The following is a 14,556-nucleotide window of genomic DNA, read 5'->3' on the forward strand; positions in this document are numbered from 1 at the left end:
ACAACATGCGGTCATGTCCTCCGCGCTGACCGATCTCTTCCCCCACCCGATCGTGCAGGCCCCCATGGCGGGCGGCGTCTCCGTGCCGAAGCTCGCCGCCGCCGTGTGCGAGGCGGGCGGGCTCGGGTTCCTCGCCGCCGGGTACAAGACCGCCGACGGGATGTACGAGGAGATCAAGCAGCTGAGGAGCCTCACCGGCAGGCCCTTCGGCGTGAACCTCTTCATGCCGCAGCCGGAGTACGCCGACCCCGCCGCCATCGACGTCTACGCCCACCAGCTGGCCGGCGAGGCCTCCTGGTACGAGGCCGAGTTGGGCGACCCCGACAGCGGCCGTGACGACGGCTACGAGACCAAGCTCGCGGTCCTGCGCGACAACCCCGTGCCGGTGGTGTCGTTCCACTTCGGCGCACCGAGCCGGGAGGTCGTCGACGCCCTGCACCGGGTCGGCACCTTCGTCCTGGTCACCGCCACCACCCCGGACGAGGCCCGGGCCGTCGAGCGGGCGGGCGCGGACGCGGTCATCGCGCAGGGCGTCGAGGCCGGCGGCCACCAGGGCACGCACCGGGACCTCCCCGAGACGGACGGCTGCGGCATCGGGCTGCTGTCGCTGGTCGCCCAGATCCGGGAGACCGTCAGCATCCCGATCATCGCCGCCGGCGGCATCATGCGCGGCGGCCAGATCGCCGCCGTCCTCGCCGCGGGCGCGAGCGCGGCCCAGCTCGGCACCGCGTTCCTCGCCACCGCCGAGTCGGGCGCGAACGCCCTGCACAAGCAGGCGCTGACCCACCCCCTGTTCGTCCGTACGGAGTTGACCCGGGCCTTCTCCGGGCGCCCGGCGCGCGGCCTGGTCAACCGCTTCCTGCGCGAGCACGGCCCGTACGCGCCCGCCGCCTATCCCGAGATCCACCACCTCACCGCGCCGCTGCGCAAGGCCGCCGCCAAGGCGGGGGACGCGCAGGGCATGGCGCTGTGGGCCGGGCAGGGCCACCGGATGGCGCGGGAGCTGCCCGCCGGGCAGCTCGTGGAGGTGCTGGCCGGTGAACTCGCCGCGGCGCGGACAGCGTTGTCGGGCGGAGGCGGAGTGCGATGACAGCTCCGGTGTTCGTGGTCGAGCACTTCGACGCGGGCGGAGGCGGCCGCTATGTCCTCGACGGCCCGGAGGGACGGCACGCCGTCTCCGTGAAGCGGCTGCGTCCCGGAGAGGACGTGGTCCTCACGGACGGGGCCGGGCGCTGGGCGGACGGTGTCGTGCTCGACACCGAGGGCAAGGACCGGCTGATCGTCCGGCTGGACCCGGTGACGGAGGAGCCGCCGGAGCAGCCGCGGGTGACCGTCGTCCAGGCGCTGCCCAAGGGCGACCGCGGGGAGCTGGCCGTCGAGACGATGACCGAGGTCGGCGTCGACGCGATCGTGCCCTGGGCGGCGGCGCGCTGCATCACGCAGTGGAAGGGCGACCGCGGGCTGAAGGCGCTGGGCAAGTGGCGGGCGACGGCCCGGGAGGCGGGCAAGCAGTCCCGCCGGGTGCGCTTCCCGCAGGTCGCGGAGGCGGCGACGACCAAGCAGGTCGCGGCGCTGCTGGCCGGTGCCGACTTCGCCGCCGTGCTGCACGAGAGCGGGGACGAGGCGCTGGCGACGGCCGAACTGCCGTCGTCCGGCGAGATCGTGCTCGTCGTGGGGCCCGAAGGGGGCGTGGCGCCGGAGGAGTTGGCGCTGTTCGCACAAGCGGGGGGCAAGGCGTATCGCCTCGGGCGCAGTGTGCTGCGCACATCGACTGCCGGGACCGCGGCCACGGCCGTGCTCCTGGCTCGCACCGGCCGCTGGACCTGAACCCTTCTCGGAGGCACCGTGGAACTCGCACAGGTACGACTGCTCGTGACCGACTTCGCCGCCTGCTACCGCTTCTACGGCGAGGTCCTCGGCCTCAAGCCGCAGTCGGGGGCGGCGGACGGGCCGTACGAGAAGTTCAGCCCCGCCGTGGGCTCGGCGGGGATCGCCCTCCAGGACCGCACGATGATGGCCGAGGTCCTGGACGAGTTGGGCGACACGGCGAACGGCCACCGCTCCCTGGTCGTCCTGCGCGTCGACGCCCTGGACGCGTACTGCGAGGAGGTCACGATGCGCGGCGCCACGATCCTCCACGGTCCGGCCCACCTGACCGACCGCCTGCGCGTCGCCCACCTCAAGGACCCCGAGGGCAACTTGGTCGAGCTGCAGGAGTGGTTGCTGCTGCGCGGCTGACGCCTTTGCGCCCTACCGCGCGGCCCCCGACGGTGGCAGGCTCCCCTCCATGGGGGTACTGAGGAGGATTCGGCGAGGGCCGCGCAACCGTACGGTGGCGGTCGCGGTGACCTGCGCGGTGGCTGCCGTCGGCGGCGTGGTGGCGTGTGAACCCGGTGGCGGGATCAGTTCCGCGTCCGTCGCGTACACCACCGACGAGGCCGTCACCAAGGAGCTGAACCGGCAGAAGGCCGGCGTGCGTTGGCTCACGTGCACCGCCTCCTACGGGGATTCCGGCCAGGGCGGGAAGCCGTCGCCGTCGGCGAGTGAGAGGACCGTCGCCACCGTCGACTGCGAGGGGGAGACGGAGGACGGGAAGGACATCACCGTCGACGGCAAGGTCACCCACGCGCTGGACGGCGCCTGTGTGCGCGGGAACATCACCGCCAAGGTGGACGGCAAGGTGTGGTTCGAGGTCGACGGGCTCGGCGACTGCAACTCCACCAGCCCGCCGCCCGTCGGAGGCGGGCCCCCGAACGGGCAGCCCGGCCCCACCGTCACCGTGACCGTCACGCAGACCATCTGGTGTGACCGGTACCCGGACTGCCGCCCTGTCGAGGGCAAGTGATCCGAACCCTGTCCGTACGACGGCCTCCCTGCATAGGGTGATCGGGTGACACAGTCCGCATCGCCTGCTTACCTCCGTTTCCCGCACGTGCACGGTGACCTGGTCGCCTTCACCGCCGAGGACGACGTGTGGCTCGCTCCTCTCGACGGCGGACGGGCCTGGCGGGTCAGCGCCGAGAACGTGCCGGTGACCCTGCCCCGCATCTCGCCCGACGGCACCACCGTCGCCTGGACCTCCACCCGGGACGGCGCCCCCGAGGTGCACATCGCCCCGGTCGACGGCGGCCCCGCCAAGCGCCTGACGTACTGGGGCAGTCTGAAGACACAGGTGCGCGGCTGGACCCCGGACGGCGAGGTGCTCGCGATCAGCTCCCACGGGCAGGCGAGCCTGCGGCGCACGTGGGCGCGTGCCGTGCCGCTCGACGGCGGTCCGGCCACCACGCTGCCGTACGGGCCGGTCGGTGACATCGCCTTCGGGCCGAGTGTCGTCCTGCTGTCCGCGCCGATGGGGCGCGAGGCCGCCTGGTGGAAGCGGTACCGGGGCGGTACCGCCGGGAAGCTGTGGATCGACCCCGACGGAGACGGCGAGTTCGTACGGCTCCACGAGGGGCTGGACGGGAACATCGAGTACCCGCTGTGGGTGGGGGACCGGATCGCCTTCCTCTCCGACCACGAGGCCACCGGCGCGCTGTACTCCTCCCTCGCCGACGGATCCGACCTGCGCCGGCACACACCGCTCGACGGTTTCTACGCCCGGCACGCGGCGACCGACGGCACCCGTGTCGTCTACTCCAGCGCCGGTGAGCTGTGGGTGCTGGACGACCTGGACGGGGCGGAGCCGCGGCGGCTCGACGTGCGGCTCGGCGGACAGCGCGTCGACCTCCAGCCGTTCCCCGTGAACGCCTCCCGGTGGTTCGGGTCGGCGTCCCCGGACCACACCGCGCGCGGCAGCGCCGTGTCCGTACGCGGCTGCGTCCACTGGGTCACCCACCGCTCCGGCCCGGCCCGCGCCCTGGCCGCGACGCCCGGCGTCCGGGCCCGGCTGCCGCGGACGTTCCGCGCGGACGGCGAGGAGTGGGTGGTGTGGGTCACGGACGCCGAGGGCGACGACGCCCTGGAGTTCGCGCCCGCCACCGGCCTCACCCCGGGGGCGACACCGCGCCGGCTCGCCGCCGGGCAGCTCGGCAGGGTGCTGGAGCTCGCCATGGCACCGGACGGCAGCCGTGCGGCCGTGGCCTCCCACGACGGGCGCCTGCTGCTCGTGGAGCGGGAGACGGGCGAGGTGCGGGAGGTGGACCGCAGCGAGGACGGTGACGTCTCCGGGCTGGTCTTCTCACCCGACTCCTCCTGGCTCGCCTGGTCCCACCCCGGCCCGCGCCCCCTGTCGCAGCTGAAGCTCGCCAACACCACCGACCTGTCGGTCACCGAGGCCACCCCGCTGCGCTTCCAGGACTACGCGCCGGCGTTCACGACGGACGGCAAGCACCTCGCGTTCCTGTCGACCCGCTCCTTCGACCCGGTCTACGACGAGCACGTCTTCGACCTGGCCTTCGTGGAGGGTGCCCGGCCGCATCTGATCACCCTCGCGGCCACCACGCCCTCCCCGTTCGGGCCCCAGCGGCACGGCCGGTCCTTCGAGACGCCCGACCGGGAGGAGACCCCCGACAGCGAGGGCACCCCCACCACCCGCATCGACCTCGAAGGCCTCGCCGACCGCATCGTGCCCTTCCCGGTCGAGGCCGCCCGCTACTCCAACCTGCGTGCCGCCAAGGACGGCGTCCTGTGGCTGCGCCACCCGGTCGCCGGTGTGCTCGGCGCGTCCCGGGCCACCCCGGACGACCCCGAGCCCAAGTCCGAGCTGGAGCGGTACGACCTCGCCCAGCAGCGGATCGAGCATCTCGCCGTCGACGCCGACCACTTCGAGGTCAGCGGCGACGGCAAGCGGGTGCTGCTGTGGACCGACGGCCGGCTGAAGGTCGTCCCCAGCGACCGGCGCGCCTCCGGCGACGACGACAGCGACACCAACATCACCGTCGACCTGGGCCGCGTACGCCAGTTCGTCGACCCGGCCGCCGAGTGGCGGCAGATGTTCGACGAGAACGGCCGCATCATGCGCGACCACTTCTGGCGGCCGGACATGAGCGGCGTCGACTGGGACGGCGTCCTCGACCGCTACCGGCCGGTCGTGGACCGGCTCGCCACCCACGACGACCTGGTCGACCTGCTGTGGGAGGTGCAGGGCGAACTCGGCACCTCGCACGCCTACGTCACCCCGCGTGGCGGCTTCGGCGGCGGTCCCCGCCAGGGCCTGCTCGGCGCCGACATCTCCCGCCACGAGGACGGCACCTGGCGCGTCGACCGCATCCTGCCCTCCGAGACCTCCGACCCGGACGCCCGCAGCCCGCTGGCCGCGCCCGGTGTCGCCGTACGCCCCGGGGACGCGATCCTCGCGGTCGCCGGCCAGCCGGTCGACCCGGTGGCAGGACCCGGCCCGCTGCTGATCGGCACGGCGGGCAAGCCGGTGGAGCTGACCGTCTCCCCGTCCGGCGGCGGCGACCCGCGGCACGCCGTCGTCGTCCCGGTCGCCGACGAGGAGCCGCTGCGCTACCACGCCTGGGTCGCCGACCGGCGCGCCTACGTCCACGAGAAGTCCGGCGGCCGCCTCGGCTACCTCCACGTCCCGGACATGCAGGCCCCCGGCTGGGCCCAGATCCACCGCGACCTGCGCGTCGAGGTCGCCCGCGAGGGCCTGGTCGTCGACGTCCGGGAGAACCGCGGCGGCCACACCTCCCAGCTGGTCGTCGAGAAACTCGCCCGCCGCATCGTCGGCTGGGCCGTCCCCCGCGGCATGCGCCCCTACAGCTACCCCGAGGACGCCCCGCGCGGCCCGGTCGTGGCCGTCGCCAACGAGTTCTCCGGCTCCGACGGCGACATCGTCAACGCCGCGATCAAGGCCCTGGGCCTCGGTCCGGTGGTCGGCACCCGCACCTGGGGCGGCGTCATCGGCATCGACAGCCGCTACCGCCTGGTCGACGGCACCCTGGTCACCCAACCCAAGTACGCCTTCTGGCTGGAGGGTTACGAGTGGGGGGTGGAGAACCACGGGGTGGACCCGGACGTGGAGATCCTCCAGCGGCCCCAGGACTACGCGGCGGGCAGGGACACCCAACTGGACGAGGCCATCCGGCTCGCGTTGGAGAGTCTGGAGGCCAATCCCGCAAAAACGCCTCCGGCTTTGCCGACTTCTTAAGGGCGCGGGGCTGTATCGATTTGCGGCTCCGCCGCGTGGGCGCGACCAGCCCAAACGCGCCCGCACCCGACGACGATACGATGCCCGAGTCGGACCCCCATTCGGCCAACCCCCGGAGGAAACATGGCAGGGGAACCCCAGGACGACTGCCTGTTCTGCAAGATCGTCGCTGGAACCATCCCGGCGACGATCGTCCGCCAGACGGAAACGACTGTCGCGTTCCGCGACATAAACCCCCAGGCCCCCACCCACGTCCTGATCATCCCCAAGGCGCACTACGAGAACGCCGCCGCCCTCGCCGCCGCCGACCCGGCCCTCACCGCGGACGTGCTCCGCGAGGCCCGGGCCGTCGCCGACGAGGAGAAGCTGGACAGCTACCGCCTCGTCTTCAACACCGGCAGCGGCGCCGGCCAGACGGTCTGGCACGTGCACGGCCACGTGCTCGGCGGCCGCGGTCTCGACTGGCCTCCGGGGTAACGGGGTAGTCCGCCTTGTCCGTACGCGAACTCGTGGTGCTCGGCACCGCCAGCCAGGTCCCGACCCGCCACCGCAACCACAACGGCTACCTGCTCCGCTGGGACGGTGAGGGCATCCTGTTCGACCCCGGCGAGGGCACGCAGCGCCAGATGGTGCGTGCCGGGGTCGCCGCGCACGACCTGAACCGGATCTGCGTCACGCACTTCCACGGCGACCACGCACTCGGCTTGCCCGGGGTCATCCAGCGCATCAACCTCGACCAGGTGCCGCACGAGATCACCGCCCACTACCCGAAGTCCGGGCAGCGCTTCTACGAGCGGCTCCATTTCGCCACGCCCTTCCGCGCGACCGTCTCCCTCACCGAGGCCCCGGCCGACGGGGACGGTGTGCTCGCGGTCACGCCGTCGTACACGCTGGACACCCGCAGGCTGTCGCACTCGATCGAGTCGTACGGCTACCGGATCACCGAGCACGACGGCCGCCGCATGCTGCCCGAGCGGCTCGCCGCGCACGGCATCAAGGGACCGGACATCGGCCGGATCCAGCGCGAGGGCTCGCTCGGCGGGGTCTCGCTCGACGAGGTCAGCGAGCTGCGGCGCGGGCAGCGGTTCGCGTTCGTCATGGACACCCGCCTGTGCGAGGGGGTGTACGCGCTCGCCGAGGGCTGCGACATGCTCGTCATCGAGTCGACCTTCCTCGACGAGGACGAGCAACTCGCGGTGGAACACGGTCACCTGACGGCGGGTCAGGCTGCCCGGGTGGCCCGGGACGGCGGTGTGCGGCACCTCGTGCTGACCCACTTCAGCCAGCGCTACACCGACCCCGACGAGTTCGAGCGGCAGGCGCGGGCGGCGGGGTACGAGGGCGAGCTGACCGTGGCCCACGATCTGCTGAGGGTGCCGGTTCCGAAGCGTCGGTGAAACGCCCGTACGATGAATTGATGTCCCTCCCCAAAGCCGAACTGCACCTTCATATCGAAGGCACCCTGGAACCGGAACTCGCCTTCGAGCTCGCCACGCGCAACGGCCTCACGCTGCCGTACGCGGACACGGACGAGCTGCGCGAGGCCTACCGGTTCGAGGACCTCCAGTCGTTCCTGAACCTGTACTACGAGCTCATGGCCGTCCTGCGCACCGAGCGGGACTTCGAGGACCTGGCGAACGAGTACCTCGAACGCGCCGCCGCCCAGGGTGTGCGGCACGCCGAGATCTTCTTCGACCCGCAGGCCCACACCAGCCGCGGCCTGGAGCTCGGCACCGTCGTCGAGGGGTTGTGGCGGGCGCTCGGTGACAGCGAGTCCAAGCACGGTGTCTCGACCCGGCTGATCCTGTGCTTCCTGCGCGACGAGTCCGCCGAGTCGGCCCTGGCGACCCTGGAGGCGGCCAAGCCGTACCTGGACCGGATCACCGGCGTCGGACTCGACTCGGCCGAGGTCGGGCATCCGCCGGCGAAGTTCCGCGAGGTGTACGAGGCCGCCGCGACGCTCGGGCTGCGGCGGGTCGCGCACGCCGGTGAGGAGGGGCCGCCGGAGTACATCACCGAGGCGCTGGACGTCCTCGGCGTCGAGCGGGTCGACCACGGGCTGCGCTGCGTGGAGGACCCGGTGCTGGTGGAGCGGCTGGTGCGGGAGCGGGTGCCGCTGACGCTGTGTCCCCTGTCGAACGTCCGGCTGCGCACCGTCGAAACCCTCGCCGACCATCCGCTGCCCGCCATGCTGGACGCCGGCCTCATGTGCACGGTCAACTCGGACGATCCGGCGTACTTCGGCGGGTACGCCGGTGACAACTTCGATGCCGTGCGCGGCACCCTCGGCCTGAGCGAGGAGCGGCTGCGCGAGCTCGCCCGCAACTCCTTCCTCGCCTCGTTCCTGGAGGACGACGAGGAGTTGCGGGCGCGGTATCTCGCCGAGGTGGAGGCCTACGAGTTCCGCTGAGGAACCCGCAGCCGTAGAAGATCCCCCGGCCTCACAGGACCTCCGACCCCGCCTGGCCGTAGGCGCGCTGGGCCGGGACGGCCGGGGCGTCCACGGGGATCTCCACCACCTGCTGTTCCCGGGCGCCGATCTCGGGGACCGCGCCGGTGGGGGTGCCCGTGGTGGCGGCGACCAGGGCGGCCGGGTGGCCGCCGCGGCGGCGGATCGCCCCGGCGAGCAGCGGGCGCCCGCTCGTGTGCAGGGCGACGGCGGTCATCGGCAGGGCGATCACCAGCAGACCGGCGGCCAGGATCGCGCCCATGACCGGGAACCCGGCCTGCGCCGACAGCACGCTGCCGGCCAGCGGCCCGGCGGCCGTGCCCAGCGAGGACGCCGAGCCGACGAGCACCGCCCAGCGGCCGCGCGGGTCGAGCGAGGCGGCCAGCCCGATCAGGTACGACAGCACCACCGGATACAGGGTGTTCCAGGCGATCTCGCCGGTGGCGAAGCTCGTCAGGTCGGTCGCGGAGGCGCTGAGCACGATGCAGCCGGCGATCAGGACCGTGCCCGCCCCGATCGGCACCGCGCGTCCCAGCCGCGCCCCGAGCGCGCCCGCCGCGAGGACGCCGGTCAGTCCGGCGCCCAGCGCCACGGCGAAGACGGCACCGACGGTGGCCTCGCCGAGGTGGGCCTGGGTCAGCCCGATCTGTCCGCTCACGCCCCACAGGGAGTTCTGGGCGAGCGACCAGCACAGCATGGCGGCGGCCAGCACCAGGCCCGAACGGGCGTGCGGCAGCCGGGCCTTGTGGTGGCGCGTGGGTGCGGCGGGCGTACCGGCGGGCAGGCGGCCGGTCAGCGGCCACACGGCCAGGGCCGTGAGGGCGATCGCGGCCAGGGGCAGTCCGTGCCCCGGGCCGAGGTGCGGGACCGTCAGATACACGGCGCCCGCGAGGGCGGAGACGGTGAGCAGCCCGGCCGTGGAGGCCCGGTGCGGGTCCCGCTGGGCGGCTATCAGGGTCGCGGCGACGGTGGTGGCCGTGCCGGATCCGAAGCCGCCGACCATGGCGCCGGCGACGACGGCGGGGACGGCGGTGGTCAGCGCGGCAGCGCCGTAGCCGAGCAGGGCGAGTGCGAGCCCGAGCCGGGCGAGGGTGCGGGCTCCGATCCGCTCGACCCGTGAGGCCAGGGCGAATCCGGCGGTCGCCGAACTCAGCAGCAGCGCACTGCCGACGGCGCCGGCCTGGGTGGCGGAGAGCGGAAGGCCCGAGTCGAGTCTGCCGACGGTGGTCGGCAGCAGATACGGGGCGAGGTACCCGGCCGTGAAAAGGGCGACGAGGGGCCAGGGGGTGGTGCGGGGGGCGAACACGGGCGTTCCCAGGGCATGCGAAAGGAGCGGTGGAGGAGGGGGGTTGGGCGACGACCGTCGACGGACAGGAACGCGCGGGCAATTTGTATCAAGCAAGTAGTCGTACGAGTTAACCCGGAGGGTGTGATGTGGCGCACGTTGCGTTTGGTGCGGTGAAGTCCGGGTAGACGAGGGCCTTTCGCGAGGTGGCGTGCGGGTTCCGCTAGCGCCAGCGCACCGATCCGGCCCCCGGAACCGTCGCCTCCACCTTCGCCCGGATCTCCCGCATCACCGCGACGATCCGCTCCTCGTGCTCCGGCGTGAGCCGGGCCACCGGCACCGAGCAGCTGATCGCGTCCAGTGCGGGGGTGTCGTAGCGCAGCGCGAACCCGAAGCCGACGATGCCGGTCACGCCCTCCTCGCGGTCCACGGACCAGCCGCGGGCCCGGACCCGGGCCAGGTCGGCCGTGAGGGACTCCCGGCTGGTGTGCGTGTTCGGGGTCAGCGCCTCGTACGGCCCCTCGGGCAGTTCCGCATCCGGGCGTTGTGCCAGCAGGGCCTTGCCCAGCGCCCCGGCGTGCGCGGGCAGGCGGCGCCCCACCCGGCTGATCGTGCGCAGGTACTCGTGCGACTCCCGCGTCGCCAGGTACGCCACGTCCCGGCCGTCCAGCCGCCCCATGTGGATCGTCTCGCCGAGCGCCTCGGACGCCTCGTCGAGATATGGCCGTACGACCCGGACCCGCGGGTCGGAGTCGAGGTAACCGGTGCCGGTGAGCAGGGCGTGGATGCCGATGCCGTACAGGGAGCCGGTGACGTCCGTGCGGACCCAGCCGCGCGAGATCAGGGTCTGGAGCAGCGCGTACATCGAGCTGCGCGGCACGCCGAGTTCGTCGGCCAGCTCCTGGAGCCGGGCCGGGCGGTCGCCGCGCGCCGCGAGGAGTTCCAGCAGCTCGACCGTGCGGGCCGCGGACTTCACTTCACGGACGCCCCCTGTGTCTGACATGCGCCGATCGTAAATCGGACCGCCCCGCGCGGTTGACGTTCGCGTACTCAACCACCATTCTCATACATAAATGACGTCTACATAAGGAGATGGCGAGGGGATGACCGAGGAGATGACGGTGAGCGCCGGCCCGGACGGGGTGGCGCACCGCCTGCGGGAGGGCATGGCCGGCGGCGTGCTGTCGTTCCCGCTGACCAGCTTCCGCGACGACGGCAGCCTCGATCCGGAGGGCTTCCGCGCCTACGTCGCGGACCGGCTCGCCGCCTCGCCCGGCGCCGTCTTCCCCGCCTGCGGCACCGGCGAGTTCTTCTCGCTCGACGAGGACGAGTACCGGCAGGTCGTCGCCATCACGGTCGAGGAGGCGGCGGGCCGCGTACCCGTCGTCGCGGGCATCGGCTACGGCTGGGCGCAGGCCGTCCGGTTCGCCCGCATCGCCGAGGACGCCGGGGCCGACGCCCTCCTCGTGCTGCCGCACTACCTCGTCGCCGCCCCGCAGGACGGCCTGGTCGCCCAGCTGGAACAGATCGCCGCCCGCACCCGGCTGCCCCTGATCGCCTACCAGCGCGGCCAGGTCGCGTTCACCGCCGAGTCGCTCAAGCGCATCGCGGCCCTGCCAGGTGTCATCGGCCTCAAGGACGGCCACAGCGACCTCGACCGGCTCCAGCGCCTCACCCTCGCCGCGCCCGAGGACTTCCTGTTCTTCAACGGCGCCGCCACCGCCGAGATCCAGGCCCGCGCCTACGCCACCGTCGGCGTCCCCGCCTACTCGTCCGCCGTGCACGCCTTCGCCCCCGAGATCGCCGGCGCCTTCTTCGCCGCCCTGCGCGACGGTGACCACGGCACCGTCGACAAGCTGCTGCGCGGCTTCTACGTCCCGCTCGTCGAACTGCGCGACCGCGTCCCCGGGTACGCCGTGTCGCTGGTGAAGGCGGCGGCCCGCCTGCGCGGCCACGCCGTGGGCCCCGTACGCGCCCCGCTCACCGACCCCTCGCCCGCCGACCAGGCCGCCCTCACCGCCCTCCTCGCCACGGGACTCGACCTCGTAGGAGCCGCCCTGTGAACCTCGCCATCACCGACGTGCGGCTGACGCCGATCCTGGTCGCGGACCCGCCGCTGCTCAACACACAGGGCGTGCACCAGCCGTACACGCCCCGGCTGGTCGTCGAGGTCGTCACGGCGGACGGGGTCACGGGCGTGGGGGAGACCTACGGCGACACCAAGTACCTGGAGCTGGCCCGGCCCTTCGCCGAGCGGCTGAAGGGACGGCCGGTCAGCGATCTGAACGGGCTGTTCACGCTCGCGGACCAGGTCGCGGTGGACGCCTCCCGGGTCGAGAACGCCGTCGACGTCGGCGGGCTGCGCGGCGTCCAGACCGCCGACAAGCTGCGCCTTTCCGTCGTCTCCGCGTTCGAGGTCGCCTGCCTCGACGCCCTCGGCAAGGCCCTCGGGCTGCCCGTGCACGCGCTGCTGGGCGGCAAGGTGCGCGACGCCGTCGAGTACAGCGCGTACCTGTTCTACAAGTGGGCCTCTCACCCGGATGGCGTCACCTGCGAGAAGGACGACTGGGGAGCCGCCGTCGACCCGGCCGGGGTGGTGGAACAGGCCCGCCGGTTCACCGAGCGGTACGGCTTCACCTCCTTCAAGCTCAAGGGCGGCGTCTTCCCGCCCGACGAGGAGATCGCGGCGGTCCGGGCGCTCGCCGAGGCGTTCCCCGGGCACCCGCTGCGGCTCGACCCCAACGGCGCCTGGTCCCTTCAGACCTCGCTGAAGGTGGCGCGGGAACTCGGGGACGTCCTGGAGTACCTGGAGGACCCGACCCTCGGCACCCCGGCCATGGCCGAGGTCGCCGAGCGGACCGGGGTGCCCCTCGCCACCAACATGTGCGTGACGACCTTCGCCGAGATCAAGGAGGCGTTCACCGCGGGCGCGGTCCAGGTGGTGCTCTCGGATCACCACTACTGGGGCGGACTGCGCAACACCCAGCAGCTCGCGGCCGTCTGCCGCACCTTCGGCGTCGGCGTGTCGATGCACTCCAACACCCACCTGGGCATCTCGCTCGCCGCGATGACCCACGTGGCGGCCACCGTCCCGGACCTCCACCACGCCTGTGACTCCCACTACCCCTGGCAGTCGGAGGACGTGCTCACCGAGCGGCTCACCTTCGAGGGCGGCAGGGTGACCGTGTCGGACGCGCCCGGGCTCGGCGTGGAGCTCGACCGTGAGCGGCTGGCCGTACTGCACCGGCGGTGGCTGGATGACGACGGTGCGCTGCGGGACCGCGACGACGCGGCGGCCATGCGGGTCGCCGACCCGGAGTGGGTGACGCCCTCGATGCCCCGCTGGTAGCCCCGGCTCTCCGGGCGCCCAGGGGGCGCGCGGGGGCCGGTGCGAGCTGACGGAACGGGTGGGCCCGGCGTGATCGGCGTCACGTTGTCGGTGGTGTGGTGCACACTGGCCTGATCCGCACCACGTCAGGGAGCGCATCGTGATCGCGTCCACCGCCCCGGCAGGAAAGGGCCCGGCCGGAAAGGGATCGCACCGCCAGAGCCAGGTCGATCCCCTCGCCCCGCTGCGCGCGCCGGACGACCCGCCCTGGGACGTCTACCTCACCGGCACCGTCTTCCTCGACATCATCTTCACCGGGCTCGACTCCGCCCCGGTGCGCGGGACCGAGTCCTGGGCACGCGGGATGGGGTCGAGCCCCGGCGGCGTCGCCAACATGGCCACCGCCCTGGCCCGTCTCGGCCTGCGGACGTCCCTCGCGGCGGCCTTCGGCGACGACCACTACGGCGACTACTGCTGGGACGCCCTGGAGCACGGCGAGGGCATCGACCTCTCCCCGTCGCGCACGGTGCCCGGCTGGCACTCCCCGGTGACGGTCTCCATGGCCTACGAGGGGGAGCGCACGATGGTCTCGCACGGCCACGAGCCGCCCCCGGAGGAGCCCGCCCCCGAGTGCCCGCCCCGCGCGCGTGCCGCCGTCGCCTCCCTCGCCCCCGGCGTGAGCGCGCCCTGGATCGCCCAGGCCGCGAGCAAGGGCACCCGGGTCTTCGGCGACGTCGGCTGGGACGACACCGGCGCGTGGGACCTGGCGGCGCTGTCCGACCTGCGGCACTGCGAGGCGTTCCTGCCGAACGCGGAGGAGGCCATGCGGTACACGGGCGCGGACTGTCCCAGGGCAGCGGCGCACGCGCTGACCGACTACGTGCCGCTCGCGGTGGTCACTCTCGGGGCGGACGGGGCGTACGCGGTGGACCGGCGTACGGGGGAGACGGCGGAGGTGCCGGCGATCGAGGTCGAGGCGCTCGATCCGACCGGGGCGGGGGACGTGTTCGTCGCCGGGTTCGTGACCGGGACGCTGGCGGACTGGCCGCTGGCGGACCGGCTGGCCTTCGCCGGCCTGACGGCGGCGCTGTCGGTGCAGGAGTTCGGCGGGTCGTTGTCGGCGCCGGGGTGGTCGGAGATCGCGGCGTGGTGGCGCAGGGTGCAGTCGGTGGAGGGGCAGGATCCGGAGGCCTTGCAGCGGTACGGGTTCCTGGCGGGGCTGGTGTCGGAGGAGTTGGTGAGGCCCTGGCCGTTGCGGCGTGCTGTACCGACGATCGGCTTCCGGCGCTCGGCGTGACGCTGTGGCCGCCCGGAGCCCTGGTGGAAACCCCGCCCCCAAAACCCCTACGGCGTTGTCAGTCCCCCGTCGTACCCTGGGAATCGCGAGGCCGCCCTCAGCT

The 14,556-nt window shown here is 73.1% G+C and carries 13 protein-coding genes; 11 read left to right on the forward strand and 2 right to left on the reverse strand.

Features of this window, described 5'->3' with window-relative positions; all coding sequences use genetic code 11:
• The first annotated feature begins 13 nt into the window (after positions 1-13).
• From MQE23_RS29925 to MQE23_RS29960, 8 genes are all read left to right on the forward strand, one after another.
• Positions 14-1,090, forward strand: a complete 1,077-nt coding sequence (locus tag MQE23_RS29925) for a nitronate monooxygenase (RefSeq protein ID WP_020270535.1) — start codon at positions 14-16, stop codon at positions 1,088-1,090.
• Positions 1,087-1,827 carry a 16S rRNA (uracil(1498)-N(3))-methyltransferase gene (locus MQE23_RS29930; protein ID WP_243380770.1) on the forward strand — a complete coding sequence of 247 codons (741 nt, stop codon included), beginning with the start codon at positions 1,087-1,089 and terminating at the stop codon, positions 1,825-1,827. Before MQE23_RS29925 ends, MQE23_RS29930 begins: the two co-directional genes overlap by 4 nt.
• A gap of 18 nt (positions 1,828-1,845) precedes the next feature.
• Positions 1,846-2,238, forward strand: a complete 393-nt coding sequence (locus tag MQE23_RS29935; protein ID WP_020270533.1) for a VOC family protein — start codon at positions 1,846-1,848, stop codon at positions 2,236-2,238.
• A gap of 49 nt (positions 2,239-2,287) precedes the next feature.
• Positions 2,288-2,845, forward strand: a complete 558-nt coding sequence (locus MQE23_RS29940; protein ID WP_243380771.1) for a hypothetical protein — start codon at positions 2,288-2,290, stop codon at positions 2,843-2,845.
• Between the two features lie 45 nt (positions 2,846-2,890).
• Positions 2,891-6,094, forward strand: a complete 3,204-nt coding sequence (locus MQE23_RS29945) for a S41 family peptidase (RefSeq protein WP_243380772.1) — start codon at positions 2,891-2,893, stop codon at positions 6,092-6,094.
• A 123-nt stretch (positions 6,095-6,217) separates the two neighbouring features.
• On the forward strand, positions 6,218-6,571 hold the full coding sequence (locus tag MQE23_RS29950; protein WP_020270530.1) for a histidine triad nucleotide-binding protein: 354 nt from the start codon (positions 6,218-6,220) through the stop codon (positions 6,569-6,571).
• Positions 6,572-6,585: 14 nt separating this feature from the next.
• Positions 6,586-7,491 carry a ribonuclease Z gene (locus MQE23_RS29955; RefSeq protein WP_020270529.1) on the forward strand — a complete coding sequence of 302 codons (906 nt, stop codon included), beginning with the start codon at positions 6,586-6,588 and terminating at the stop codon, positions 7,489-7,491.
• A 20-nt stretch (positions 7,492-7,511) separates the two neighbouring features.
• Positions 7,512-8,504 carry an adenosine deaminase gene (locus tag MQE23_RS29960; protein ID WP_020270528.1) on the forward strand — a complete coding sequence of 331 codons (993 nt, stop codon included), beginning with the start codon at positions 7,512-7,514 and terminating at the stop codon, positions 8,502-8,504.
• A gap of 31 nt (positions 8,505-8,535) precedes the next feature.
• Here the strand turns inward: MQE23_RS29960 and MQE23_RS29965 are convergent, their stop codons facing one another.
• Together MQE23_RS29965 and MQE23_RS29970 are read right to left on the reverse strand one after the other, a co-directional pair.
• Positions 8,536-9,849: an MFS transporter gene (locus MQE23_RS29965; protein WP_020270527.1), complete on the reverse strand. Its 1,314-nt coding sequence runs from the start codon at positions 9,847-9,849 to the stop codon at positions 8,536-8,538.
• 202 nt (positions 9,850-10,051) lie between these two features.
• Positions 10,052-10,831, reverse strand: coding sequence for an IclR family transcriptional regulator (locus MQE23_RS29970; protein WP_243380773.1), 780 nt, complete (start codon positions 10,829-10,831; stop codon positions 10,052-10,054).
• A 112-nt stretch (positions 10,832-10,943) separates the two neighbouring features.
• Between MQE23_RS29970 and MQE23_RS29975 the strand changes: the two genes are divergently transcribed.
• The 3 genes from MQE23_RS29975 (at position 10,944) to MQE23_RS29985 (ending at position 14,453) form a co-directional block, all read left to right on the forward strand.
• A complete protein-coding gene (locus MQE23_RS29975; RefSeq protein WP_063610740.1) occupies positions 10,944-11,891 on the forward strand; it encodes a 5-dehydro-4-deoxyglucarate dehydratase in 948 nt (315 codons plus the stop codon).
• Positions 11,888-13,177: a glucarate dehydratase family protein gene (locus MQE23_RS29980; RefSeq protein ID WP_243380774.1), complete on the forward strand. Its 1,290-nt coding sequence runs from the start codon at positions 11,888-11,890 to the stop codon at positions 13,175-13,177. Before MQE23_RS29975 ends, MQE23_RS29980 begins: the two co-directional genes overlap by 4 nt.
• Before the next feature lie 139 nt (positions 13,178-13,316).
• On the forward strand, positions 13,317-14,453 hold the full coding sequence (locus tag MQE23_RS29985) for a PfkB family carbohydrate kinase (protein ID WP_020270523.1): 1,137 nt from the start codon (positions 13,317-13,319) through the stop codon (positions 14,451-14,453).
• Positions 14,454-14,556 lie beyond the last annotated feature (103 nt).

The organism is Streptomyces sp. HP-A2021 (assembly GCF_022807935.1).
GTDB lineage: Bacteria > Actinomycetota > Actinomycetes > Streptomycetales > Streptomycetaceae > Streptomyces > Streptomyces afghaniensis.